Annotated in this window: 20 protein-coding genes and 1 tRNA gene; 5 read left to right on the forward strand and 16 right to left on the reverse strand. The window is 70.3% G+C overall.

Annotated elements, in window-relative coordinates; all coding sequences use genetic code 11:
- Nucleotides 1-69: 69 nt before the first annotated feature.
- Nucleotides 70-2,280: an MMPL family transporter gene (locus ACFW9O_RS14935; RefSeq protein WP_384609224.1), complete on the reverse strand. Its 2,211-nt coding sequence runs from the start codon at nucleotides 2,278-2,280 to the stop codon at nucleotides 70-72.
- A gap of 130 nt (nucleotides 2,281-2,410) precedes the next feature.
- Nucleotides 2,411-2,980, reverse strand: coding sequence for a TetR/AcrR family transcriptional regulator (locus tag ACFW9O_RS14940; protein WP_351168906.1), 570 nt, complete (start codon nucleotides 2,978-2,980; stop codon nucleotides 2,411-2,413).
- A 191-nt stretch (nucleotides 2,981-3,171) separates the two neighbouring features.
- Here ACFW9O_RS14940 and ACFW9O_RS14945 point away from each other — a divergent pair, with 191 nt between their 5' ends.
- Nucleotides 3,172-6,519, forward strand: a complete 3,348-nt coding sequence (locus ACFW9O_RS14945) for a S41 family peptidase (protein ID WP_384609227.1) — start codon at nucleotides 3,172-3,174, stop codon at nucleotides 6,517-6,519.
- 529 nt (nucleotides 6,520-7,048) lie between these two features.
- On the opposite strand, the gene ACFW9O_RS14950 is transcribed toward ACFW9O_RS14945, so the two are convergent.
- From ACFW9O_RS14950 to ACFW9O_RS14965, 4 genes are all read right to left on the reverse strand, one after another.
- A complete protein-coding gene (locus ACFW9O_RS14950; protein WP_351168910.1) occupies nucleotides 7,049-7,270 on the reverse strand; it encodes a hypothetical protein in 222 nt (73 codons plus the stop codon).
- Nucleotides 7,271-7,356: 86 nt separating this feature from the next.
- Nucleotides 7,357-8,241 carry an SDR family oxidoreductase gene (locus ACFW9O_RS14955; RefSeq protein ID WP_351168912.1) on the reverse strand — a complete coding sequence of 295 codons (885 nt, stop codon included), beginning with the start codon at nucleotides 8,239-8,241 and terminating at the stop codon, nucleotides 7,357-7,359.
- On the reverse strand, nucleotides 8,238-9,179 hold the full coding sequence (locus tag ACFW9O_RS14960) for an alpha/beta fold hydrolase (protein ID WP_384609231.1): 942 nt from the start codon (nucleotides 9,177-9,179) through the stop codon (nucleotides 8,238-8,240). Before ACFW9O_RS14960 ends, ACFW9O_RS14955 begins: the two co-directional genes overlap by 4 nt.
- A complete protein-coding gene (locus tag ACFW9O_RS14965) occupies nucleotides 9,176-10,696 on the reverse strand; it encodes a flavin-containing monooxygenase (RefSeq protein WP_384609234.1) in 1,521 nt (506 codons plus the stop codon). Before ACFW9O_RS14965 ends, ACFW9O_RS14960 begins: the two co-directional genes overlap by 4 nt.
- 169 nt (nucleotides 10,697-10,865) lie before the next feature.
- On the opposite strand from ACFW9O_RS14965, the gene ACFW9O_RS14970 reads away from it, so the two are divergent.
- The gene (locus ACFW9O_RS14970; protein ID WP_384609641.1) at nucleotides 10,866-11,510 is read left to right on the forward strand and encodes a MerR family transcriptional regulator; all 645 of its coding nucleotides are present in this window, start codon (nucleotides 10,866-10,868) and stop codon (nucleotides 11,508-11,510) included.
- A gap of 4 nt (nucleotides 11,511-11,514) precedes the next feature.
- Here the strand turns inward: ACFW9O_RS14970 and ACFW9O_RS14975 are convergent, their stop codons facing one another.
- Nucleotides 11,515-12,330: an exodeoxyribonuclease III gene (locus ACFW9O_RS14975; protein WP_384609237.1), complete on the reverse strand. Its 816-nt coding sequence runs from the start codon at nucleotides 12,328-12,330 to the stop codon at nucleotides 11,515-11,517.
- A gap of 49 nt (nucleotides 12,331-12,379) precedes the next feature.
- On the opposite strand from ACFW9O_RS14975, the gene ACFW9O_RS14980 reads away from it, so the two are divergent.
- Complete coding sequence (locus ACFW9O_RS14980) at nucleotides 12,380-12,868, forward strand: GNAT family N-acetyltransferase (RefSeq protein WP_351168920.1); 489 nt, start codon at nucleotides 12,380-12,382, stop codon at nucleotides 12,866-12,868.
- Here the strand turns inward: ACFW9O_RS14980 and ACFW9O_RS14985 are convergent.
- Nucleotides 12,865-13,650, reverse strand: a complete 786-nt coding sequence (locus tag ACFW9O_RS14985) for an SAM-dependent methyltransferase (RefSeq protein ID WP_384609241.1) — start codon at nucleotides 13,648-13,650, stop codon at nucleotides 12,865-12,867. The two genes, ACFW9O_RS14980 and ACFW9O_RS14985, sit on opposite strands and share 4 nt — an antisense overlap.
- Before the next feature lie 125 nt (nucleotides 13,651-13,775).
- On the opposite strand from ACFW9O_RS14985, the gene ACFW9O_RS14990 reads away from it, so the two are divergent.
- Complete coding sequence (locus ACFW9O_RS14990; RefSeq protein WP_384609243.1) at nucleotides 13,776-14,078, forward strand: hypothetical protein; 303 nt, start codon at nucleotides 13,776-13,778, stop codon at nucleotides 14,076-14,078.
- An 84-nt stretch (nucleotides 14,079-14,162) separates the two neighbouring features.
- Here ACFW9O_RS14990 and ACFW9O_RS14995 read toward each other — a convergent pair.
- The 7 genes from ACFW9O_RS14995 to galU form a co-directional block, all read right to left on the reverse strand.
- Nucleotides 14,163-14,236, reverse strand: a tRNA-Ala gene (locus tag ACFW9O_RS14995).
- 87 nt (nucleotides 14,237-14,323) lie between these two features.
- The gene (glpR, locus tag ACFW9O_RS15000; RefSeq protein ID WP_384609245.1) at nucleotides 14,324-15,481 is read right to left on the reverse strand and encodes a gephyrin-like molybdotransferase receptor GlpR; all 1,158 of its coding nucleotides are present in this window, start codon (nucleotides 15,479-15,481) and stop codon (nucleotides 14,324-14,326) included.
- A 124-nt stretch (nucleotides 15,482-15,605) separates the two neighbouring features.
- On the reverse strand, nucleotides 15,606-16,226 hold the full coding sequence (locus ACFW9O_RS15005; RefSeq protein ID WP_351175823.1) for a GNAT family protein: 621 nt from the start codon (nucleotides 16,224-16,226) through the stop codon (nucleotides 15,606-15,608).
- A gap of 17 nt (nucleotides 16,227-16,243) precedes the next feature.
- Nucleotides 16,244-16,825, reverse strand: a complete 582-nt coding sequence (locus tag ACFW9O_RS15010) for a molybdenum cofactor biosynthesis protein B (protein WP_384609247.1) — start codon at nucleotides 16,823-16,825, stop codon at nucleotides 16,244-16,246.
- Nucleotides 16,822-17,322, reverse strand: coding sequence for a cyclic pyranopterin monophosphate synthase MoaC (gene moaC / locus ACFW9O_RS15015; protein WP_384609250.1), 501 nt, complete (start codon nucleotides 17,320-17,322; stop codon nucleotides 16,822-16,824). Before moaC ends, ACFW9O_RS15010 begins: the two co-directional genes overlap by 4 nt.
- A 129-nt stretch (nucleotides 17,323-17,451) precedes the next feature.
- Nucleotides 17,452-18,762 carry a gephyrin-like molybdotransferase Glp gene (gene glp / locus ACFW9O_RS15020; protein ID WP_384609253.1) on the reverse strand — a complete coding sequence of 437 codons (1,311 nt, stop codon included), beginning with the start codon at nucleotides 18,760-18,762 and terminating at the stop codon, nucleotides 17,452-17,454.
- Between the two features lie 5 nt (nucleotides 18,763-18,767).
- Nucleotides 18,768-19,670: a UTP--glucose-1-phosphate uridylyltransferase GalU gene (galU, locus tag ACFW9O_RS15025; protein ID WP_384609255.1), complete on the reverse strand. Its 903-nt coding sequence runs from the start codon at nucleotides 19,668-19,670 to the stop codon at nucleotides 18,768-18,770.
- A 104-nt stretch (nucleotides 19,671-19,774) separates the two neighbouring features.
- Here galU and ACFW9O_RS15030 point away from each other — a divergent pair, with 104 nt between their 5' ends.
- Nucleotides 19,775-20,356 carry a 5-formyltetrahydrofolate cyclo-ligase gene (locus ACFW9O_RS15030; protein WP_384609644.1) on the forward strand — a complete coding sequence of 194 codons (582 nt, stop codon included), beginning with the start codon at nucleotides 19,775-19,777 and terminating at the stop codon, nucleotides 20,354-20,356.
- Between the two features lie 38 nt (nucleotides 20,357-20,394).
- Here ACFW9O_RS15030 and ACFW9O_RS15035 read toward each other — a convergent pair whose 3' ends face one another.
- The gene (locus ACFW9O_RS15035) at nucleotides 20,395-23,139 is read right to left on the reverse strand and encodes a penicillin acylase family protein (RefSeq protein ID WP_384609258.1); all 2,745 of its coding nucleotides are present in this window, start codon (nucleotides 23,137-23,139) and stop codon (nucleotides 20,395-20,397) included.
- Between the last annotated feature and the right edge of the window lie 102 nt (nucleotides 23,140-23,241).

Consider the following 23,241-nt stretch of genomic DNA (forward strand, 5'->3'; position numbering starts at 1 on the left):
TAACCGGTGCACCGGGGCCGCGCTCCGCTCAGACGCGGACCCCGGGGTACGTGCGGCTCGGACCGCGGATCAGACGCGGGCCAGTTCGCGCTCCTCGCCGTCCGCCGGGCCGCCGGCCAGGTCCTTGCGCAGACCCTCGCCCTCCACGTCCACGTTCGGCAGTGCGCGGTCCAGCCAGCGCGGCAGCCACCAGGCACGCCGGCCGAGCAGGGCGAGCACCGCCGGCACGATGGCCATGCGGACCACGAAGGCGTCGAAGAAGACGGCGATGGCCAGCGAGAAGCCGATCATCTTGATCATCGACTCGTGGGAGCCGATGAAGCCCGCGAAGACCGCCATCATGATCACCGCGGCGGCGGTGACCACCCGGGCCCCGTGCTTGAAGCCGGTGACGATCGCCTGGCCGGGCGTCTCCCCGTGGACGTACGCCTCACGCATCCGGGTGACCAGGAAGACCTCGTAGTCCATCGCGAGGCCGAAGACCACACCGACCATGAAGATCGGCATCATGCTCATGATCGGTCCGGTCTGCTCGACCCCGAAGAGCGAGCCGAGCCAGCCCCACTGGAAGACCGCGACGACCGCGCCCAGGGCCGCCACGACCGAGAGCAGGAAGCCGAGGGCCGCCTTCAGCGGCACCAGCAGCGAGCGGAAGACCACCATCAGGAGCAGGAAGGCCAGGCCGACGACGAGCGCCAGGTAGGGCAGCAGCGCGTCGTTCATCTTCTGCGAGAAGTCGATGTTCATCGCCGTGGCACCGGTGACCAGCACCTCGGCGCCGGTGTCGCTCTTGATGTCCGCACCCGCGTCACGGATCGCGTGGACGACCTGCTCCGTCTCGGTGGAGCTCGGACGGTCCTTCGGGATGACGGTGATGGTCGCGGCGTCGCCGGCCTTGTTGAAGGTGGCCGGGGTGACGGCCGCGACATGGCCGATGCCCTCGATCTCCTGGGAGACCTGGTCGACCGCGGTCTTGCCGTCCGAACTGCCCTTCGTGTCGACGACGACCAGCAGCGGACCGTTGAACCCGGGACCGAACCCGTCGGACAGGAGGTCGTAGGCCTGGCGCTGCGTGGTGCTCGTCGGCTGGGAGCCGTCGTCCGGCAGGCCCATCTCCAGCGAGGCCGCGGGTACGGCGATGACTCCGAGGCCGATGACGCCGGTGAGCAGGACCCACACCGGCTTGCGCAGGACGAAGCGCGCCCAGCGGGTGCCCATGTTCGGCTTGGCCTCGGGCCTGTTCTCCGCCTCGGCGGCCTTGCGCGCCTTGCGCCCCATGACCCGCTTGCCCGCGAAGCCCAGCAGCGCCGGGACGAGGGTGAGCGCGATGAGGACGGCGATCGCCACCGTGCCCGCGGCGGCGAAGCCCATCTTCGACAGCATCGGGATGTTGACGACGGCGAGACCGACCAGGGCGATGACGACGGTCAGACCCGCGAAGACGACCGCGGATCCGGCGGTGCCGACGGCCCGGCCGGCGGCTTCCTCGCGCTCCCGGCCCTCGGCCAGTTCGGCGCGGTAGCGGGAGACGATGAAGAGCGCGTAGTCGATGCCGACCGCGAGACCGATCATCATCGCGAGCGTGGACGTGGTGGAGCCCAGGTCGAACACGTTCGCGAGAGCCGTGATCAGCGATACGCCGATACCGACGCCGATGAGCGCGGTGAGCAGCGGGAGCCCCGCCGCGATCAGCGAACCGAAGGTGATCACGAGGACCACCGCGGCGATGGCGACACCGATGATCTCGGTGGCCCCTGTCTCCGGCATCACCTGGAGCGCGTCACCGCCGATCTCCACGGTCATTCCGCTGCTCTGCGCGGCCTCGCCCGCTTCCTCGAGCGCCTCGCGCGTCCCGTCGGTGAGCTCCATCGAGCTGACGTCGTAGGAGACGGAGATGTACGCGGTCGAGCCGTCCTTGCTGACGGCGTTCGCCGCGAACGGGTCGGCGACGGAGGCGATCTGGTCCGAGCCGGACTTCAGCTCGGCGACGATCTCCTTGACCTCGGCCTTGTTGGCGGCGTCGGTCACCTTCTGGTCGCCGGGTGCCTTGAAGACGACCCGGGCGGTCGCGCCGTCGGCGCTGCCCCCGGGGAAGCGCTGTTCCAGCAGGTCGAAGGCCTTCTGGGCCTCCGTACCGGGGATGGAGAAGGAACTGGAGGTGGCGGTGGAAGCGGAGGCGGCACCGAATCCGGCGAGCGCCAGCAGTGCCACCCAGACGAGGGCGACATAGCGGCGGCGCCGGAAGGCAAGCCTGCCGAGCTTGTAGAGGAATGTGGCCACGGAGGGGTACTCCCGGTCAGGTCGTTGAGTGGAAAAGGGCGTGAGAAACCAGCCCGACGACGAGAGCGGCGTGTCAGGTTGAGCTTCGGGGAGGGGTCCTCAGAAAAGACGAGAGAAAAGAATGGGGACGTCAGACGCCGAGGGCGGGGAACACCACGGCTTCGACATAGTCGATGAGGAACGCCTGGTCGACGGAGCGGTCGTCCACCAGTTGCCGAGCGGCGAAGGCGCCGATCATCATGTGCGGCACATAGGGGAGCGCCGGATTGTCCGGACGCACTTCGCCCCGGTCCACGGCCCGCTGGAGCAGCGCCCCGAGTCCGGTCATCTCCGGCTCGATCAGCAGCTCGCGCAGCGCCTGGAACAGGTCGGGGTTGTCATGAACGGCATGGGTCAGGCCCCGCATCAGCGCGGAGTTCTTCTCCATCTGGCAGTCGTCGGTGCGCAGCAGCACGGCTTGGAAGTCGCCGCGCAGCGAACCCGTGTCGATCTCGGCAAGGTGCACCGGCTTGTCGTTCCGGAGCGCCTTGACGACCAGCTCGGCCTTGCTCCCCCACTGGCGGTAGAGGGTGGCTTTGCTGGAACGGGTGCGGGCGGCAACGGCGTCCATGGTGAGGGCCTCGTATCCGACCTCACCGAGCAGCTCGAGCACGGAGGTGTACAGCTCGCTCTCGCGTTCCGGCGTGAGTCGCCCCGCCATGTCTCGACCTCCTTGTCCGTTGTGCCTGCTGGATCGTCCGGCGGTGTCCGATCATCGGAATGATCAACCAGGCGAACGAAACTGTTTCGTACACCTCGAAGGTACTCCCCTCCCCTAGCGAAACGAGGCAGTTTCGCTTGTGTCCTGCACCACAAGTTGCCGGAGCCTCCTCGCACGGAAAGCATTGGGGGGTGAGTGACGACGTCGCGTATCTCCGTTTCCCGCACCTCCACAAGGACTTGCTCTGCTTCGCGGCCGAGGACGACCTCTGGGTCTCCCCCCTCGTCCCGGCGGGGCAGCGGCCCGGCCGGGCGTGGCGGGTGACTGTCGACCGGACCAGGGTCAGTCATCCGCGCTTCTCACCCGACGGGAGCCGTATCGCCTACACGACCTGGCGCACGCTCGACCCGGAGATCCATCTGGCCCCCGTGGACGGCGGGCCCGCCCGCAGGCTCACGTACTGGGGCTCGACCGACGCCCGGGTCTGCGGCTGGAGCCCCGATCCCGGCGACTCGTCCCAGATCCTCGCCGTGTCCTCGCACAACCAGCCGTTCTCGTACTTCTCGTGGGCCTACAGCGTGCCGACCGACGGCAGCCCGGGCGGCAAGCTCCCCTGGGGGCCGGTCTCCGACATCGCGGTCGCCGACATCGGCGGCGAGCGGCGCACCCTCCTGCTCACCGGCAAGCCGCCGCACGAGCCCGCCGCGTGGAAGCGGTACCGGGGCGGGGCCACCGGGCGGCTGTGGCTGCACGGCGAACGGCTGCTGCCGGACATCGGCGGCCATCTGGACTCACCGATGTTCGTCGGGCGCCGGATCGCGTTCCTGTCCGACCACGAAGGGGTCGGCAACCTGTACTCCTGCCTGATGGACGGCAGCGATCTGCGCCGCCATACGGACCACGACGCGTTCTACGCCCGCCACGCCTCCAGCGACGGGAACCGGGTCGTCTACCAGTGCGCGGGCGATCTGTGGCTCGTCGACGACCTGGAGTCGCCGGACGCCGTACCGCGGAAGCTGGAGGTACGCCTCGGCGGGCCCCGGGCGGGGAGGCGCACGTACCAGGTGCCGGCCGCCAGCAACGTCGACTCGCTCTCCGTGGACGAGACGGGCCGGGCGAGCGCCGTTTCCGTACGCGGCAGCCTCTACTGGCTCACGCACCGCGACGGGCCCGCCCGCACGATCACCGACACCCCGGGGGTGCGGGTCCGGCTGCCGGAGATGCTCGGCAGCAGCGGCAAGGTCGCGTACGTGACGGACGCGGACGGCGACGACGCGATCGAGATCGCCTACCTCCCCCGGGCCAGTGGCAACCGCGAACCGGTCCGGCTGGCCTCCGGGCAGCTGGGCCGGGTCCAGGAGCTCACCTCGGACCCGGAGGGCGAGCGGCTGGCCATCGCGTCGAACGACGGCCGTCTGCTCCTGCTGGACACAGCCGTGGAGGCGGAGACGGCAGCGGAGGGCGAGGACGGTGCCGAGGACGCCCCGCCGGTTCCGCACATCCCCGCGGAGGACGTGGTCACCGAGCTCATCCGTTCCGTCAACGGTCCGGTCCGCGATCTGGCGTTCTCACCGGACGGAGCGTGGCTGGCCTGGTCCCACCCGGGCGTGGGCCGGTCCCTGCGGCAGATCAAGCTGGCGAGGATCTCCGGTCCCGACGCCCCGGTGATAGTGGATGTCACCAACGGCCGCTTCGAGGACGAGAACCCCGTCTTCACGGGTGACGGCCGCTATCTCGCGTTCCTGTCCTGGCGCGGATTCGACCCGGTGTACGACGTCCACACCGGCGACCTCTCCTTCCCGCTGGGCTGTCGCCCCTATCTGGTCCCGCTCTCCTCGGCGACCCCGTCCCCCTTCGCCCTGCTCCCGGACGGGCGGCCGGCCGCGGGCGGGCTCGACCCGGTCGACATCCCCGAAGGCACGGTCGAGGGGACGACGGTCACCGTGGAGTTCGAGGGGCTGGAGAGCCGGGTGACGCCGTTCCCGGTCTCCGCGTCGAAGTACTCCGGGCTGCAGCCGGTCAGCGGCGGCGGTCTGGTCTGGCTGCGCTGGCCGATCTCCGGCGCCCTGGGCGAGACGTTCGCGAACCCCTCGGACATGTCGGGCCGGCCCACACTGGAGCACTTCAACATCGCCAAGGCGCGCAAGACCGAACTCGTCGACCACCTGGACTGGTTCGCGGTCAGCGGGGACGCGAGCCGGCTGGTCGTGATGGACGACGGCGAACTGCGCGCCGTACCGTCCAACGAGGCCGGCGACAGCGACTCGACGGTCTTCCTCGACCTGCGCCGGATCCTGCACGACGTCGACCCGGCGGCGGAATGGCGTCAGGCCTACGGGGAAGCCGGACGCATCATCCGGGCCTACTTCTGGGAACCGGACATGTGCGGCATCGACTGGGACGGGGTGCTCGACCAGTACCGGCCGCTGGTCGAACGCGTCGCCACGCCCGACGAGTTCGCGGACCTGCTGCGGGAGGTCCTGGGCGAACTGGGCACCTCCCACGCGTACGTCTCGCCCGCCCGCCGCAACGAGGGCCCGCCGCACTACCAGCGGGCGATCGGACTGCTGGGCGCGAACCTCGTGTGCCGCGACGGCGACTGGACGGTCCAGCGGATCCTGCCCGGCGAGTCCTCGGACTCCAAGGCCCGTTCACCGCTCGCCGGTACGGGCATCCGGGAGGGAGCGGTCCTCACCCATGTCGACGGCAGGCCCGTCGACCCGGTGGCGGGCCCGTACCCGCTGCTGACGGCGGCGGGCGGCACCACGGTGGAGCTGACGTTCCGGCCGTCCGGGGGCGAGTGCGGCGGCCGGTCCCGGCGCATCGCGATCGTCCCGCTGGTCGACGAAAGGCCGCTGCGCTACCAGGACTGGGTGGCCAAGCGCCGTGAGGTCGTACGGGAGCTGAGCGGCGGCAAGTGCGGGTACCTGCACATCCCGGACATGGGCGGCTCGGGCTGGGCGCAGTTCAACCGCGACCTGCGCCTGGAGGTCTCCCGCCCGGCCCTGATCGTCGACGTACGCGGCAACGCGGGCGGCCACATCAGTGAACTGGTCGTCGAGAAGCTCACCCGAACGATCCTCGGCTGGGACCTGACCCGCAACGCGCAGGCGGTCAGTTACGCGTCCAACGCCCCGCGGGGTCCCGTGGTGGCGCTGGCCGACGAGGCGACCTCCTCCGACGGCGACATGATCACGGCCGCGTTCAAGCTGCTGAAGCTGGGGCCGGTGGTGGGCCAGCGCACCTGGGGCGGGGTGGTCGGCATGACCGGGCGCCACCGGCTCGGCGACGGCACGGTGATCACGGTGCCGATGAACGCGGCCTGGTTCGACACGTACGGCTGGTCCGTCGAGAACCACGGCGTCGGCCCGGACCTGGAGGCCCTGCGCACCCCCCTGGACTGGGCCGAGGGCCGACACGCGGTCCTGGACGACGCGGTGAGGGTGGCCCTGGACCTCCTGGCGGTCCACCCGGCGGCCACACCCCCCACCTACGCGACAGCCCCGGTCCTGCGCCGCCCCCCACTGCCACCCCGCTGACCCCCGACGGACCGGACACTTCAACCGCCGGGCGCTCGACCACACCCCTCGACGAGCACCGGTCACCCCGGCCCGCCCGGCGATCGAGGGCACCCTCGGCGAGCCAACTCCCGGCCGCCCTCAGCCCGCCCGACGCTTGAGGGCGCCCTCCGGGCCAACTCCGGCAACCCCGCCCTCCGCACGCTTGAGAGCACCCCTCAAGCCCATCCGGCACCCCCAGCCCTCCGCACGCTCGCGGACACCCTCCAAGCCCACCCCGACAGCCATGAGCGCGCCCGGCGCTCGCGGGCATCCTCCGGAGCCCACCCCGACGGCCACCACCCCCAGCCCGCCCGGCGTTTGAGGGCATCTTTCAAGCCCGTCCGGCGATTGAGGACCGGGGGCCCGGGGGCGGAGCCCACGGTTTCGGGAAGGGGCGGGCAGGGGACGAACCCGCGCACGCAAGTGGGGCGCACCCGGTACTCCGGATGCGCCCCACAGCAACGCAGCAACGCAGACGCGTCAGACGCCCCGCGCCGCCGAGCTCACGTCAACGGTCGAAACGCTCGCGCGCCTGGTCCGAAGCGCCCTGCGCCCGCTCCCGCGCGCCGGACTGACCGGCGGGACGAGCGGAACGGTCCGCACGCTGCTCGTCGGCGTCGGACGGGCGGTCGTGCCGCTCGTCCCGCCGGCCGCCGGCCTTCTTCTGCTGCTGCTTGGCCTGGTCGGCAAGCTCCTGCGCCTTGTCCTTGAACTGGTCTGCGATGCCCATGCTGTTCACTCCTATGTGGGTGCGTGGGGTTGGCCCCGGTGGGGCCTCGCTCAGACTTACACACCCGGACATTCATCGCATTTCGATCATTGACGCTCGGCCCGTGCCGCCCTGTCCGCCTCACCGCCGGCCCCCACGAGCCCCTTGCTGACGCCCTCCAGCCGCGGCCCGAAGCGCTTCATCTCCCGCTGCCCGACCGACCCGATCAGCATGGGCAGGTACCCGCGCACCGACTGCATCCCGCGCAGCCACCACTGGGCGTACACATGCGCGGACCGCCGCTCGATTCCGGCAACGATCCGGTCGACGGCCGGACCCAGCGGATACGTACGGTTCGTCGGCCACGGCAGCCGCTGCCTCAACTCCCGCATGACGTCGTCCTCGTCGGCACCGCGCACCATGTCCGTGTCGGTCCAGGACAGATAGCCGACCCCGACCCTCACCCCCCGGTAGCCGACCTCCGCACGCAGGCTGTGGGCGAACGCCTCCACGCCCGACTTGGAGGCGCAGTACGCACTCATCATCGGCGCCGGAGTGATCGCGGCCAGCGAGGCGATCTGGAGGAAGTACCCACGGCTCTCCATGAGCACCGGCAGGAACGCCCGCCCCGTCACCGCGCCGCCGATCAGGTTCACCTCGATGACCCGCCGCCAGGCGACGGGATCGGAGTCCACGAACGGACCGCCCGAGGCGACCCCGGCGTTGGCGACGACGACGTCGACCTTGCCGAACCGCTCCTTGACCTCCAGAGCGACCTGGGCCATGGCCTCGTGGTCGGTGACATCCGCGTACCAGTGGTCGCTCTCCCCGTGCAGCCGCTCCGAGACCTTCTTCAGCTCGTCCGGCTCCAGCCCGACCAGTGCCAGTTTGGCGCCGCGCGCCGAGAGCTTGCGGGCCAGCAGCTCGCCCACACCGCGGGCCGCGCCGGTGACGACCACGACCTGCCCTTCGAGACTCCGCCTGCCGCTCATGCGACCTCCTCCTCGCGCACGGCCTGCGCCGCACTGTCCGCAGTGACGTACCCGGCCACCAGTTCCCGGAGTTTCGCGGTGACCACCTCGGGCGCCTCGACCGGCGTCATGTGGCCCATACCCGTCAGCTCCGTGAGCCCGAGGCTCTGGGGCAGCGCCGCCTCGATGGCCCGCGCGTGCACCGGCGGCGTCAGCCGGTCCTCCGCGCCCGCGATCACCGCGGTCGGCAGCCGCAACTCCCTTACGCCCGACTCGAGATCGAGCTCCGCGAGCACGTGCCCCCAGGCGACACGGGCCTTGCGCGGACACGCGTGCACGATCCTGGCACAGGCGTCGACCCGCTCGGGGGACGAACCACGGCCCATCGTGGCGTATTTGAGGATCGCCTTCGACACCGCGTTGACCGGCCCGAGCGGCGCCCGCGCCCCGAGGACCTTCCCGGTCAGCCGCGTACGGAGGGCGCCGGCCCGCATCGGCAGTACCAGCGACTCGGCGGTCAGCCGCGAACTGCCGGTGCTGCACAGCAGGACGGCAGCCCCGTGCTCGCGCACCGCGGCCCGCCCGGCTGCGGCCATCAGCGTCATCCCGCCCATCGAGTGCCCGGCGAGCACCGCCTTCTGCCCCGGCGCGAGCGTGGCCCTCAGCACGGCCTCCAGGTCGTCGGCCAGCTTCTGCGTGCCGTATCCGTCCGCGCCCGCCTCCGGAGTACGGCCGTGGCCCCGCTGGTCGTAGACGACGACCCGGTGGTCCGCCGCCAGGTCACGCACCTGCGCGTCCCAGAAGCGTGTGTTGCAGGTCCAACCGTGCGCCAGGACCACGGCGGGGGCGCCGTCGGGCCCGTGCAGTTCGACGTGGATGCGCGCGCCGTCGGCGGACACGGCGGTCAGTTCGCGTACGGGGACGGGCGGGACGTCAGATCGGTGCAGCAGCCGGCTCATCGGGCGACCTCCTCGGTGACGGACTTCTCCGTGGTGCTGACGGCGGGCGGGCGGATGACCTCGTACTCCCCGAGGTCGACCGAGCGCGTGGCACGCCGGAATTCGGCCGTCGTCCCCGGCCAGACCGTGGTGTTGCGCCCGGTGGAGTCCAGGTACCAGCTGGTGCAGCCGCCGGTGTTCCACACGGTCCGCTTCATCCGGTCCTGCACCCGCCGGTTCCACGCGCCCACGGCGGAGGTCCGTGCGCCGAGTGCGGCGCGTCCGCCCAGGACGTCCAGCTGGCGCAGGTAGTCGGCCATGTAGTTCAGCTGGGACTCGATCATGAGGATCATGGAGGAGTTCCCGAGCCCGGTGTTGGGGCCGATGACCGTCATCCAGTTGGGGAAGCCCGCCGCGGAGGCGCCGCGCAGCGCCTGCATGCCGCCCTTCCAGGACTCGGCGAGCGTGATGCCGTCGGCACCGACGACCCGGTCGGCGATCGGCATGTCCGTCACGTGGAAGCCGGTGCCGAGGATGATCACGTCGGCCTCGGTCTCCGTGCCGTCTGCGGCGACGACGGTGGAGCCCCGCACCTCGGCCAGGCCGGAGGCGACGACGTCGACATTCGGCTGGGCGAGCGCCGGGTAGTAGGCGTTGGAGAGCAGGATGCGCTTGCAGCCGATGCGGTACGAGGGGGTCAGCTTGGCCCGCAGTTCCGGGTCCTTGACCGCACGCGCCATGTTGGCCTTGGCTATCCGCTCCACCAGGCCCAGCTGGTCCGGATGCTTGGTGAACGCGCCGACCTGCAGCTCCCGGATGCCCCACAGCAGTCCGCGGCGCGCGGTGCCGGTGAACGGGAGCGTGCGGTGCAGCCACTTCTCGGCCCCGCTGATGGCGCGGTCCATGCGCGGCATGACCCAGGGCGGGGTCCGCTGGAACAGCGTGAGCCGGCTCGCCCTGGGCTGGATCTCCGGCACGATCTGGATGGCGGACGCCCCCGTGCCGATCACCGCGACGCGCTTGCCCGTGAGGTCGTAGTCGTGGTCCCACCGGGCCGAGTGGAAGACCTTGCCGGGGAACTCGGCGAGCCCCGGGATGTCCGGCAGCTTCGGGTCGGAGAGCGGGCCGGTCGCGGAGACGACGACATCGGCGGTGACGGTGACCCCGTTGGCCGCCTCGATCACCCAGTGCAGCTCGTCGCCGTCCCAGCGCATGACCGTGACCTCGTGGTGGAACCTGAGGTGCGGGCGCAGCCCGAACGTGTCGGCCACGTGCTCCAGGTAGGCACGTATGTGTTCCTGCCCGGAGAAGGTGCGCGGCCAGTCGGGGTTGGGCGCGAACGAGAAGGAGTAGAGGTGGGACGGTACGTCGCAGGCGCAGCCCGGGTAGCTGTTGTCGCGCCAGGTGCCACCGACGGAGCCGGCCCGCTCCAGGACCAGGAAGTCGGTGATGCCTTCACGGCGCAGCCGGACAGCGGCCCCGAGGCCCCCGAATCCGGATCCGATCACCGCCACTCGTACGTGTTCGTGCTGGGCCATGCTGCCGCCTCCCCGCGGTACGTCACACGACTCTGCCAGCAATCACTGGCATTGTTGGGAGGGTAGAGCAGGACCGTACCGATGGGTAGGGGTCGCACCAAGGAAAGTTACCGGCGGTACAACATAGGGTGCGGGTGTGGCCGAAGGACGCGAGCACCGCGAATACCGCATGGACGAGCTGGCCGAGGAGGCCGGAATCACCGTGCGCACCCTGCGTTTCTACCGGGAGCGCGGACTGATCCAGCCACCGCGCCGCGAGGGCCGCATCGCCTGGTACGACGACCATCACCTCGCCCGCCTGCGCACCATCACGGGCCTGCTGGAACGCGGCCACACCCTCAACGGCATCGCCGACCTCGCCACCACCTTCGACAGCGGCCGCGATGTCGCCGAGGTGCTGGGCCTGGGCGAACCGACCGAGGAGACCCCGGTCCGGCTCACCCCCGAGCAGCTCGCCGACTACTTCAGCGACGAGGCCACGGCGGAGAACCTCTCCGCGGCCCTGGACCTCGGCTACCTCGCCACGGACGGCGACGAGATCGTCCACATCAGCCGCCGTCTGCTGGAGGCCTCGTCGGAGCTCGTACGGGAGGGGGTGCCGCTCTCCGCGGTGCTCGCCTCGGGCCGCCTGGTCCGCGAGCACGCCGACGCGCTCGCCGATCTCTTCGTCCGGGTCATGGACACCCACGCCGCGGGCACCGAACCGGACCGGATGCGCAGCCTCGCCCACGCGGTGGTGGACGCCGAACTGTCCATGGCCCTGGACCGGCGGCTGCGCAGCGAGGACGGCCCCGGCAGCACTCCGGAGAAGTGACCGGCTACCGCTCGTACGTGACCGTCACCGGCGCGTGGTCGCTCCACCGCTCGCCGTGCGTGGCCGCCCGCTCCACCCAGGCCTTCACCGCGCGGGCCGCGAGGCCGCCGGACGCCACCTGGTAGTCGATGCGCCAGCCCGCGTCGTTGTCGAACGCCCGCCCACGGTAGGACCACCAGGAATAGGGCCCCTCCTCGTCCGGGTGCATCGCCCGGACCACGTCCACGTACGCGGCCTCGTCGAACACCCGGGTCAGCCACTCCCGCTCCTCGGGGAGGAAGCCCGAGTTCTTCTGGTTCGACTTCCAGTTCTTGAGGTCGGCCTCACGGTGGGCGATGTTCCAGTCGCCGCACACGACCACCTCGCGCCCCTCGCCGGCCGCCCTCGCCTTGAGGCCCTTCAGGTAGGGCAGGAAGGCGGCCATGAAGCGCTCCTTCTCCTCCTGCTTCTCCGTACCGACGTCACCCGACGGCAGATACAGGCTCGCGACCGTCACACCCGGCAGGTCCACCTCGACGTACCGGCCACTGCCGTCGAACTCCTCGCTCCCGGGGACCCCGAAGCCGCCGAACCCGGTCTGGACGCGCTCCGGGGCGTGGCGCGTATAGATGGACACCCCTGCGCGCCCCTTGGCCGCGGCCGGGGCGTGCACGGTGTGCCAGCCCTCGGGGTCACGTACCTCCTCGGGCAGCTGCTGCGGTTCGGCCCGGACCTCCTGGAGACAGATCACGTCGGCCTCCGTCTGCGCCAGCCACTCGACGAAGCCCTTCTTCGCGGCAGCGCGGAGCCCATTCACATTCACACTGGTTACGGTGAGCATCCCGGCACAGTACCGATAGCCGCTAGTGCATACCTGTACCATTGCTCGCATGAATATCCAGCCTCGGCCTTTCGACCACCCCGACGCCGTCAAACTCAACGACCTGGTGCAGCTCGAATACGCCGAGCGCTACGGAGATGGGGGCGACATCACACCCCTCGACGCCACCATGTTCGATCCGCCGCGCGGACTGTACCTGCTCGCCTACGACGAGCGCGGGCGGCCTCTCGCCACGGGCGGCTGGCGCTCGCAGGAGCGGAACGCCGAGGGCTACTCCGACGGCGACGCCGAGATCAAGCGGATGTTCGTGATATCCGAAGGCCGCGGCAACGGCCTGGCCCGGCGGATCCTCGCCGCCCTGGAAGCCGACGCACGGGCCGCCGGCCGCACCCGCATGGTCCTGGAGACCGGCGACAAGCAGCAGGAGGCGATCTCCCTGTACACCTCCAGCGGCTACACGCCCTGCTCGAAGTTCGGCCACTACCGGACGTACGAGAGCAGCATCTGCATGGCCAAACCGCTGCGGCAGCCTTCCTAGGGAACCCGCGCCACACCCACGTAGAACCCGCTCCGCTCGTAGACCGGCGCGGGCTGCTCCTGGTACCACTCGGTCGCCGTGACCAGCCCGGGCGGAGCAAGGTCCAGCCCTTCGAAGAAGGGCTCGACCTCACCTCGCGCCCGCATCCGCAACGGGATCTCGCCCTTGCGGTACGCGGACTCGGTCTCCTGCCGGAGCTCCGGGTGCTGATCGGCCGTCCCGTGCGAGAGGACCAGGTAACTCCCTGCCGGCAGCGCGCCGACCAGCGTCCTGGTGATGCCGTACGGGTCCTGGTCGTCGGGCAGGAAGTGCATCAGCGCGATGAGGGACAACGCGACGGGGCGACCGAAGTCCAGCACCTCACCCGCGCGTTCGAGGATCGCCGCCGGTCGGCGCACATCCGCGTGGATGTACTCGGCCGCCCCCTCGGGCCGGCCGGCCATGAGCGCTTCCGCATGGCGCAGCACGATGGGGTCGTTGTCGGCGTAGACGACCCGGGCGCGCGGTGTGACGGCCTGGACGATCTGATGCAGATTCGGGGAGGTGGGTATCCCGGTGCCGATGTCCAGGAACTGGTCGATGCCCTGCTGGGCGAGCCAGTGGGAGGCACGGTGCATGAAGGCCCGGTTGCGCGCCGCGTTGGCCCGCGCCTCGGCGGGCAGCTTCTCCCCGACCGCGCGGTCGACGGGGTAGTTGTCCTTGCCGCCCAGGAGCCAGTCGTAGACGCGCGCCGGATGAGGCTTGCCGGTGTCGATCCGAGAGCTGGGCATACCTGCGGTCACAGGACTCCTCCGTACGGAATCGCGGATACTGGCGCTCCCCCGGACCCCGGACAACCCTCAACTGCGGCCACCGGTCACCCAGGTGAGCAGGACCACCCTAGGCACTTCTTCGAGGAGACACACCCGTGCTGTCGAAGGCAGTTCTGAGCATCGAATCCGTGACAGCGGGCGTCACCGGCGCGACGGACGACGTGGCCGTGTGCGCGGTCCGCTGCCTCGAGGGGACGGCACAGCTGGGCACGGTGTTCCAGCTCTCGGGTTCCGCGGCCGTCCCGGGCACGCCGGGGTTCTTGCTGACGGGGATCGAGTGGTACGGCAAGCAGGTCGAGCAACTGGACACCGTTCACTCCGGCAAGGTCACACTCACGGGAGCCGGAGCGGGGACCCTGGCCGAGCGCGACGTCCTGAACTCGGCACCGCGACACTGAATGCCCCCGCGACAGTCCGTCTCTGCCCGGCAGGACGCCAAAGAGCCCCTACCGGGTTTCCCCGGTAGGGGCTCTGAGCTGCGGTGGACCTGTGGGGATTTGAACCCCAGACCCCCTCGATGCGAACGAGGTGCGCTACCAGACTGCGCCACAGGCCCTTGCAACGAGTGAAACTTTAGCACCCCCACCGGGGTGCTCGGAAATCCATATGCCGCAGGTCAGCCGAGTCGGCGTCGCCACCGGTCTCACTCGTTGGCCGCACGGGGCCGGTCCCCGTCGTCGTACTGGTCGAAGAGCGGCGTCCGGCCCCGGTCGCGGGTGCGGCGGGGCTGGTTGGCGCGTCGGCGCGGCGCCGGGTCCGCCGCGGGCTCGGCGGGGTGCGCCGTTCCGGTCTGGGTGGGCTCCGCCGTGCTGGAGCGGGCGGCGCTCCAGGTGTCCGGGTCGCCGACCTCCACGCCGCCCGAGGCGCGCGGGGCCACCGGGGCGGTGACATAGGTCGGGAGGGGGACCGGGACCGGCTCCCAGCTGTCGCCCTGGGCCGGCCCTCGTTCGCGCTGCTGGTCGACCCACTCCGCGTGGTCCGTCTGCTCGACGAGGGCGCGGCGGCCCGCCTCCTGCGGGGAGACCGTGGGGGCGGGTACCGGATGGGAGTCGCGCCCTTCGGGCTCCTCGTCGGGCTCGGCGGGAGCCGTCGCCGCGGGCTGGTGCCTGCGGGGACGGTTCTCCCGGAGCCGTTGCGCGGCGACCTCGGCCAGCCGGCGGTCCATGGTGAAGGCGAACCGGCGCCGCTCCTGGGCCCGCAGATGCACGATGTACGTGCTCAGCAGCACGGCCGGAACCGCGGGCGCCCACAGAAAGCGGAGTCCGCCGACGGCCGCGACGATCGCGCCGAGCGTGAACGCGAGGAACAGGATGATGGTCGTACGCCGACGGCGCGCCAGCACCTTCGAACGCCGGGCACGCCGCTCGCGCTCGGCTTCCGCACTCGACGTACGCGCGCGCTGTACGGGCGCGGGCCGCGCCCCCTGCGCGCGGCGCTCGGGGTCGGGACGCTCGCGTACGGGGTCGTGCAACCGGGCTTCCGTGTGCGCCGGGGGCGCGGAAAAGGCCCGGACGTCCACGGAACCCAATCGGTCCGTGACGGCATCCGGGTCGACGTCGCCGGGCGCCTCCTCGGCATCGCGCTCCCGCAGCTCCTTGGCGTACCGGCGCTCCATCGCCGCCCGTCCGGACAGCAGCCGGATGGCGGTGCTGAAGCGTTCCGTCGGACGGGCCTCATTGAGCTCGTCCTGCCTGCGGAGCCACATCGGCACCAAGTAGGCGGCCCAGGCCCCGACAATGACTGCGTAGATGAGGCCGCTGCTGCTCACGCTCACACCGTAGAGGGGTTTGCACGGCGGCATCCGCCAATTGGCCCGGTGTGTCGCTCGATCCGGCTGATATCACGGACTTTTTTTGCGATTGTTCAGATCAGCAGTCGACGCGAGTGGGTTCGTTAGCGCTCAGAGAGCGATCAATTTCGAACACTTATTTCATTTCCCCGGGAGTGTGCGGTGTCGTAGGCCGCACTCTGCGCCAACGCCGGAGCATCCCGTCAGGGACTTCTTCCGCGGTGAGGGCAAAGATCAGATGGTCCCGCCACGCACCGTCGATGTGGAGATAGCGGGGACGCAGCCCTTCCTCACGGAATCCGAGCTTTTCCACGACTCGTCGGCTGGGACCGTTCTCGGGCCGAATGCACACCTCGATCCGGTGCAGACCGACGCTGCGGAAACAGTGGTCGACAGCGAGCGCCACCGCGGTCGGCATGACGCCCCGGCCCGCCACACTCCGGTCCACCCAGTAGCCGACATGGCCCGAGCACATCGATCCCCAGGTGATCCCGGCCACCGTCAACTGCCCGACGAGACGCCCCTCGAACTCGATCGCGAAGGGCAGCATCCGGCCCGCGTTCGCCTCGGAGCGCAGATGACGGATCATCTGACGGTAGGTGGGCCGCTGGGCAACCGGGGCGCCGGGCGCGGGGGGCGGGACGGTCGCCTCCCAGGGGCGCAGCCAGTCACGGTTGCGCTGGTTGACCTCACGCCACACGCGCTGGTCACGCAGCTTTATCGGGCGGAGGGTGATCGCGCCGTCGGTCAGGATCACCGGCCAGGTCGGGACGTTCAGTTCGAGCTCCCCGGTCGGGGGTGATCGCCGCCGCGCACCTGGTCGACGGCGTGCACCAGAAGCCTGTTCAGGACGGCAAGACCGTCGCGCACCCCGCCGGTGGAACCGGGCAGGTTCACGATGAGGGTGCCGCCCGCGATACCTGCGAGGCCCCGCGAGAGCGCTGCCGTGGGCACCATGTCCCGGCCTTCGGCACGGATCGCCTCGGCGATGCCCGGAATCTCGCGTTCGACGACGCGTCGGGTGGCCTCGGGAGTCCGGTCCGTGGGCGAGATGCCCGTACCACCGGTGGTGAGGATCACGTCGTAGCCGGCTGCCGCGCCGGCCCGCAGGGCCGCCTCGACGGGGTCTCCGTCCGGGACGACCTGGGGGCCGTCCACGGCGAATCCGAGACCCTTGAGCGCCTCGACGATGATCGGGCCGCCCTTGTCCGCGTAGACCCCGGCCGACGCACGGTTGGACGCGGTCACGACGAGTGCGGCGTAGGGAGCGGTGAGCGCGGCGCCGGACGGCGAGGGACCGGCCTGCTCCGGTGCGGGCGCAACGGCGCCCGCGGGGTCGTTGTCGGGCGCGGTCATGCGTCCGCCCCCTCGGGTGCGGGACGGCGGTAGTCGCCGGACTTGCCGCCCGACTTCGCCTCCACCCGGACGTCCGTGATCACCGCGCTCTTGTCGACCGCCTTGATCATGTCGATCACCGTCAGCGCGGCGACCGAGACGGCCGTCAGCGCCTCCATCTCGACCCCCGTGCGGTCGGTGGTCTTCACGGTGGCGAGGATCTCCACCGCGTCGTCCGCGACGCTCAGGTCGACCTTCACGCCGGAGACGGCGAGAGGATGACAGAGCGGGATCAGGTCCGGGGTGCGCTTGGCCCCCATGATTCCGGCGATCCGCGCGGTCGCGAGCGCGTCACCCTTGGGGACGCCCTCGCCCCGGAGGAGCTCGATCACACGCGGCGACACGAGGACCCGGCCACTGGCCCGGGCGACGCGCGCCGTGACGTCCTTCTCCGACACATCGACCATGCGGGCCGCGCCCGCCTCGTCGATGTGCGTCAGCCTGTTCTGCGTACTCAACTCACTCCGCCTAGCGGTAGGGCGCCGGTTGCCCGCTCGGCCCGCACGCACGTGCGGGCGGGCCGGGGGTCCGGGGGGCTTCCCCCGGTAAGGCACAGCGCCAGATACCGTACCGCCACCGCACGGAAGTCAGCGGAGGAGGATCACCTCGGTCTCCGCGCCGGGCTCCGCGGAGGTGACGTCCTCGGGCAGCACGATCAGCGCGTCCGCCTGGGCGAGCGCGGCGATGAGATGCGATCCGGAACCGCCGACAGGGGTGACGGTGCCCGCCTCGGAGTCGTACGTACCCCGCAGGAACTGCCGCTTGCCGGACGGCGAGGCGAGCGCCTTGTCCGTGCTCAGCGTGGCTCGGACCGTCGGACGGCGGACATCCTTCAACCCCATCAGGGTCCGGATCGCCGGCCGTACGAACAACTCGAAGGAGACGTACGAGGAGACGGGATTGCCCGGCAGCGCCAGCAGCGGGGTGTGGTCGGGGCCGATCGAGCCGAAGCCCTGCGGCTTGCCCGGCTGCATGGCCAGCTTCCGGAAGTCGATGCCGCTGCCCGGATCGTCCTCGTCCCCCACCGAGGACAGGGCTTCCTTGACCACGTCGTACGCGCCGACGCTCACGCCGCCGGTCGTGACGACGATGTCCGCGCGGATCAGCTGGTCCTCGATCGTGGCGCGCAGCGTCTCCGCGTCGTCGGCGACCGCGGGCACCCGGTAGGCGATGGCCCCGGCGTCCCGGGCTGCGGCTGTCAGCGCGAAGCTGTTGGAGTCGTAGATCCGGCCGCCGGTCAGCTCCTCACCGGGCTGCACCAGCTCGCTTCCGGTGGAGAGCACGACGACACGCGGGCGCGGGCGCACCTTCACCGTCGAGCGTCCGATCGCGGCGAGCAGCCCGATCTGCGGGGGGCCGACGACCGATCCCGCGCGCAGTGCCAGATCTCCCGGCTGGACGTCGCTGCCCCGGGCACGGACGTGGGCGCGGGCCTCGACGGGGCGGTGCACACGGACCTCGCCGCTCGCCCCTTCCGGGGCGTCGCTGTGGGCGCGCATGGATTCGGCCGGGCCGCCACCCGTGCCCCCGTCGGTCCACTCGACCGGGACAACCGCGTCGGCACCCGCGGGCAGGGGGGCGCCGGTCATGATGCGGGCCGCCTCGCCGGGGGCCACCGACCGGCCGTCGGCGAGTCCGCCGTCGCCCGCCGCGACGTCACCGATGACGGTCAGGACGGCGGGGAACTCCTCGCTGGCGCCCTCGACATCGGAGACCCGGACGGCGTATCCGTCCATCGAGCTGTTGTCGAAGGGCGGCAGAGCAACCTCGACCATGACGTCCTCGACCAGGACACAGCCCTGCGCGTCGGCCAGCTGGAGCTCGATGGGCTCCAACGGCCGCACTGCGGCAAGGATGTCGTCCAGGTGCTCGTCCACCGACCAGATCGTGGTGCTCAAGCTGTCTACAACTCCTCGTTGACGTAACTGCGGAGCCAGGTCCGGAAGTCCGGGCCCAGGTCTTCACGTTCGCACGCGAGTCTGACAATGGCACGCAGATAGTCGCCGCGGTCACCGGTGTCGTAGCGGCGGCCCTTGAAGACGACGCCGTGCACCGGCCCGCCGGCCTTCTCGTCCTCGGCCAGCAGTTGCAGTGCGTCGGTGAGCTGGATCTCGCCCCCGCGGCCGGGCTCGGTGTGACGGAGTATGTCGAAGATCGCGGGGTCCAGGACATAGCGGCCGATGATGGCGAGGTTGCTGGGTGCGTCGGCCTGGTCGGGCTTCTCGACCAGCCCGGTGATCCGTACGACGTCACCGTCGGCGGTGGCCTCGGTGGCCGCGCAGCCGTACATGTGGATCTGCGACGGGTCGACCTCCATCAGCGCGATGACGCTGCCGCCCTCGCGCTCCTGGATCTCGACCATCCGGGCGAGCAGCGGGTCGCGCGGGTCGATGAGGTCGTCGCCGAGGAGGACCGCGAAGGGCTGGTCACCGACGTGCGGCGCGGCGCACAGAACCGCGTGACCGAGGCCGCGCGGGTCGCCCTGGCGGACGTAGTGCATGGTGGCCAGGTCACTGGACTCCTGGACCCTGGAGAGCCGTTCGGCGTCTCCCTTACGGGTCAGCGCGGACTCCAGCTCGTAGTTCCGGTCGAAGTGGTCCTCCAGGGGACGCTTGTTCCGACCGGTGATCATCAGAACGTCGGAGAGGCCTGCTCCGACCGCCTCTTCGACGACATACTGGATGGCGGGCTTGTCGACGACAGGCAGCATCTCTTTGGGAGTGGCCTTGGTGGCCGGCAGGAACCGGGTGCCGAGACCTGCAGCCGGGATGACGGCTTTGCTGATCCTGGGGCGCGACTGAGTCATGTGCAGACTCTAACGGGTGCGTATGGGCGGAAGATGAGCGTCCGGTTAACTTCGTACTCATACGACCCCATACGAGAATTATGCGAGCACCCTTGAACCACGACATGTCCGGAAAGGCGCCCCTGCGGCGCGAACTGCTCGCCGCGCGAAGGCTCCTGACCTCTCAGGACGTCGAAAACGCTGCCGCGGTTCTCTCCTCGGCCGCACTCGTCCTTCCGGAGCTCGACGGAGCCCGGACCGTCGCCGCCTATGTGTCCGTGGGACGTGAACCCGGGACCCGCCCGCTCCTGGACGCGCTGCGGGAGCGGAGCGTTCGGGTGCTGCTGCCGGTGCTCATGGCCGACAACGACCTGGACTGGGCGGCGTACGAGGGCTCCGCACACCTTCTGCCCGCGGGCCGGGGGCTGCTGGAGCCGGACGGGCCGCGCCTGGGGCCGGCCGCGGTCCTCGACGCCGACGTGGTCCTGCTGCCCGGGCTCGCGGTGGACCGGCGCGGGATGCGGCTGGGCAGGGGCGGCGGCAGCTACGACCGGGTACTGGCCCGGCTGTCCGCGGCCGGAGCCCACCCCGCCCTCGTCGTCCTGCTGTACGACGACGAGGTGGTCGCGCAGGTTCCGGAGGAACCGCACGACCACCCCGTGGATGCCGTGGTCACGCCGGCCGGAGCGCGGCGCTTCACTGCCTAGGTCGCCCTGGGCGTCGCCCGGGCTCCCCCGGGTGCCGCCTAGGGTTTCTTGAGGGTCAGGGTGTCGACCGTGGACTGCCCGACCGCTCTGCTGGTGAAGGACCAGTCGAGTAGCTCTCCTTCGACCCACTTGTCGGTCTGATCGGTGTAGTGGGCGCTGAACGCGTGCCCGGAGGCCCCGGTCAGGTTGATCCAGCGGGACTTGTCCCAGTCCCCCACGTTGACGACCATCCGCATCGACGGGACCCAGATGACGTCGTAGCCGCCCGCCGCGTTCCAGCCGGTGGCGTTGACCGCCGCTTCGCCGCCGCCGAGGTGCCAGGGGCCTCGGTTGAGGGCCCTCTGCAGAAGGCCGGGGCCCTCGGTGCCGAGCGTCTGGTTGCGCAGGGTCAGCTGGTGCAGCCGGCCCCAGCTCCACGTGGTGATGTCCTTGCCGAGCTCGGCCGTCAGCTCCCAGCGGGCGTCTTCCATGGCGCGGGCGAAGAGCTCGTCACGGTCGTCGATCGCCTCTTCGCGGCCCCTGGCCGGAGCCTTCCACCACTCGTTGTCCTTGTCCTCGATGATGGACTTGACCACCTCGTACCAGCGGTCGCCGCCGTCCGGCTGTGCGGCGTCCGGGGCGCGCTGACCGCATTCCCGTACGAGCTTGTCCTGCTCGTCCACCGGGCCCGTGCCGGATGCGGGCGGCACGCTCAGGCAGTCACCCTCGGCGCGGAGCTCCTTGGGGAGCTTGTTGCCGAAGGCCAGCTTGAGGATGTTGCGCCAGACGCTGTTGAAGTAGGCGGCCGCCGCCGAGTCGGGCTCCTGGAGGTAGTCCCAGTTCTCCAGAAGCTTCTGCGCCTCGCGGACGTTCTTGTCGGAGATGTTGATCTTCAGCAGTTCGCGCACCAGATCCGGGGCGATCACGCTCTGGTTGTCCATCTGCATGTTCTGCATGTCGTCGGTCGAGATCTTCCCGCCGTCCTTGATCTTCGACTCGATGAGGTCGTTGATCCGCTGGCTGCGGGCGCCGTAGCCCCAGTCCTTCGTGAGCAGATGGGGGTACTTCTCGTCGATGACGGCCTGGTTGGCGGTGACGATGTAGCCGCGCTTCGGGTTGTACTCGTACGGCAGCTCGTCGAAGGGGATCGGCTCCTTCTCCCAGCCGTACTCCGAGGTCCAACCGGGGCTCGGCACCGTGCCGTTACCGGTCTTGCGAACCGGGATCTTGCCGGGGGCCTGGTAGCCGATGTTGCCCTTCTCATCGGCGTAGATGAGGTTCTGCGAGGGCACCTCGAAGTGCTCGGCGGCCGCCTGGAAGGTCTTGAAGTCCTTGGCCTGGTTGAGCTCGAAGACCGCGTCCATCGACTTTCCGGCTTCCAGCGCGGTCCACTTCAGCGCGACCGCGTAGCCGTCGCCGCGGTCCGGCGCCGAGTTGGTGACGGGCGCCTTCTTGCCGACTTTCTCCAGCTCGCCGCTGCGGTCGGATACCAACGGGCCGTTGTTCGTCTCGCGCACGGTGATGGTCCGGCTGCGGCCGCCGGCGACCTTGATGGTCTCCTCACGGGTGACGAAGGGCTCGGTCCTGCCGTCGTACTGGTAGCCCTCGCCCGAGACCTTCTCCAGGAAGAGGTCGGTGACGTCCGCGCCGAGGTTGGTGAAGCCCCAGGCGATGTCCGCGTTGTGGCCGATGATCACACCGGGCATGCCGGAGAACGTGTAGCCGGCGGTGTCGTACCGGCAGGTCTCCGAAGGCACCCGGCAGTGCAGCCCCATCTGGTACCAGAGCGAGGGAAGTTGCGGCGCCAGGTGCGGATCGTTGGCCAGCAGCGGCTTGTCGGTCGTCGTGTACTTGCCGGAGACGACCCAGGAGTTCGAGCCGATGCCGCTGCCGTTGGGGCCGAGCAGCGCCGGGATCTCGTCGAGGGTCTCGGAGAGCGCGGAGAGCTGGGTGTTGAGGCCCGCGGCAGCGCCCTCGGGGGTGTTCGAACCGATGCTGTCCGAGGGCTCGGCGTCCTGTTCGAACTTGCCGGTGACCGGGGAGATGGCACCCTGCCGGACGATCGGCTTGTTCTTGTCGTACGGGTAGGCCGGGTAGAGCTCTTGGATCTGCTTGGCGCTGAGCCTGCTGGTCAGCAGCGAGCGGTCGATCTCGTCCTGCATGTTGCCGCGCAGGTCCCAGGCCATCGCCTTCAGCCAGGCGACCGAGTCGACCGGGGTCCACTCGGTGGGCTTGTAGTCGTTGGTCAGGCCGAGGGCGGCGTACTCGACGGAGATGTCCTTGCCGTCCTTGCCGTCCAGATACTCGTTCACCCCCTCCGCGTACGCCTGGAGGTTCTTCTTGGTGTCCTCGTCCAGCGTCGTGTCGTACTCCTCCTGCGCGACCTTGCGCCAGCCCAGCGTGCGCAGGAAGGAGTCGGTCTCGACCTGGCCGGAGCCGAACATCTCGGAGAGCCGCCCGGACGTCATGTGACGGCGGACGTCCATCTCCCAGAAGCGGTCCTGGGCATGGACGAAGCCCTGGGCGCGGAAGAGGTCGCTGTCGGAGTCCGCGTAGATCTGCGGGATCCCGTAACTGTCGCGTTTGACGTCGACGTTGCCGGTAAGACCCTTGAGCTCGATCGAACCGGTCGTCTGCGGGTACGAGGCCCGAACCGTGGAAACGGACCAGAACGCGCCATACCCGACACCCGCGACAAGCGCCAGCACCAGGACGATCACGAACAGGCGGGCGCGTCGCCCCTTCTTCCTGCCGGACTTCTTCGCATCGGAAGAACCGGAAGGGGCGGTTGTGTTGGCGGGCATCGCTGTCCTTCGAGGGGCAGGGTGGTCCTGGGAGTGCAGGAGCAACCATAGGCGCCCCGCCGAAGCCACTCGGACGCGGTATGGGGATGCATCCATTTGCGC

The organism is Streptomyces sp. NPDC059499 (assembly GCF_042749285.1).
GTDB lineage: Bacteria > Actinomycetota > Actinomycetes > Streptomycetales > Streptomycetaceae > Streptomyces.

What these genes read in the sequence shown, in the direction of transcription:
- ACFW9O_RS14940 (WP_351168906.1), bottom strand. Translation starts at nt 2,980, where the DNA reads ATGGCGGGGCGACTCACGCCGGAACGCGAGAGCGAGCTGTACACCTCC.
- ACFW9O_RS14950 (WP_351168910.1), bottom strand. Translation starts at nt 7,270, where the DNA reads ATGGGCATCGCAGACCAGTTCAAGGACAAGGCGCAGGAGCTTGCCGAC.
- ACFW9O_RS14955 (WP_351168912.1), bottom strand. Translation starts at nt 8,241, where the DNA reads ATGAGCGGCAGGCGGAGTCTCGAAGGGCAGGTCGTGGTCGTCACCGGC.
- ACFW9O_RS14960 (WP_384609231.1), bottom strand. Translation starts at nt 9,179, where the DNA reads ATGAGCCGGCTGCTGCACCGATCTGACGTCCCGCCCGTCCCCGTACGC.
- ACFW9O_RS14965 (WP_384609234.1), bottom strand. Translation starts at nt 10,696, where the DNA reads ATGGCCCAGCACGAACACGTACGAGTGGCGGTGATCGGATCCGGATTC.
- ACFW9O_RS14970 (WP_384609641.1), top strand. Translation starts at nt 10,866, where the DNA reads ATGGACGAGCTGGCCGAGGAGGCCGGAATCACCGTGCGCACCCTGCGT.
- ACFW9O_RS14975 (WP_384609237.1), bottom strand. Translation starts at nt 12,330, where the DNA reads ATGCTCACCGTAACCAGTGTGAATGTGAATGGGCTCCGCGCTGCCGCG.
- ACFW9O_RS14980 (WP_351168920.1), top strand. Translation starts at nt 12,380, where the DNA reads ATGAATATCCAGCCTCGGCCTTTCGACCACCCCGACGCCGTCAAACTC.
- glpR (WP_384609245.1), bottom strand. Translation starts at nt 15,481, where the DNA reads ATGCCGCCGTGCAAACCCCTCTACGGTGTGAGCGTGAGCAGCAGCGGC.
- ACFW9O_RS15010 (WP_384609247.1), bottom strand. Translation starts at nt 16,825, where the DNA reads ATGACCGCGCCCGACAACGACCCCGCGGGCGCCGTTGCGCCCGCACCG.
- galU (WP_384609255.1), bottom strand. Translation starts at nt 19,670, where the DNA reads ATGACTCAGTCGCGCCCCAGGATCAGCAAAGCCGTCATCCCGGCTGCA.
- ACFW9O_RS15030 (WP_384609644.1), top strand. Translation starts at nt 19,775, where the DNA reads ATGTCCGGAAAGGCGCCCCTGCGGCGCGAACTGCTCGCCGCGCGAAGG.
- ACFW9O_RS15035 (WP_384609258.1), bottom strand. Translation starts at nt 23,139, where the DNA reads ATGCCCGCCAACACAACCGCCCCTTCCGGTTCTTCCGATGCGAAGAAG.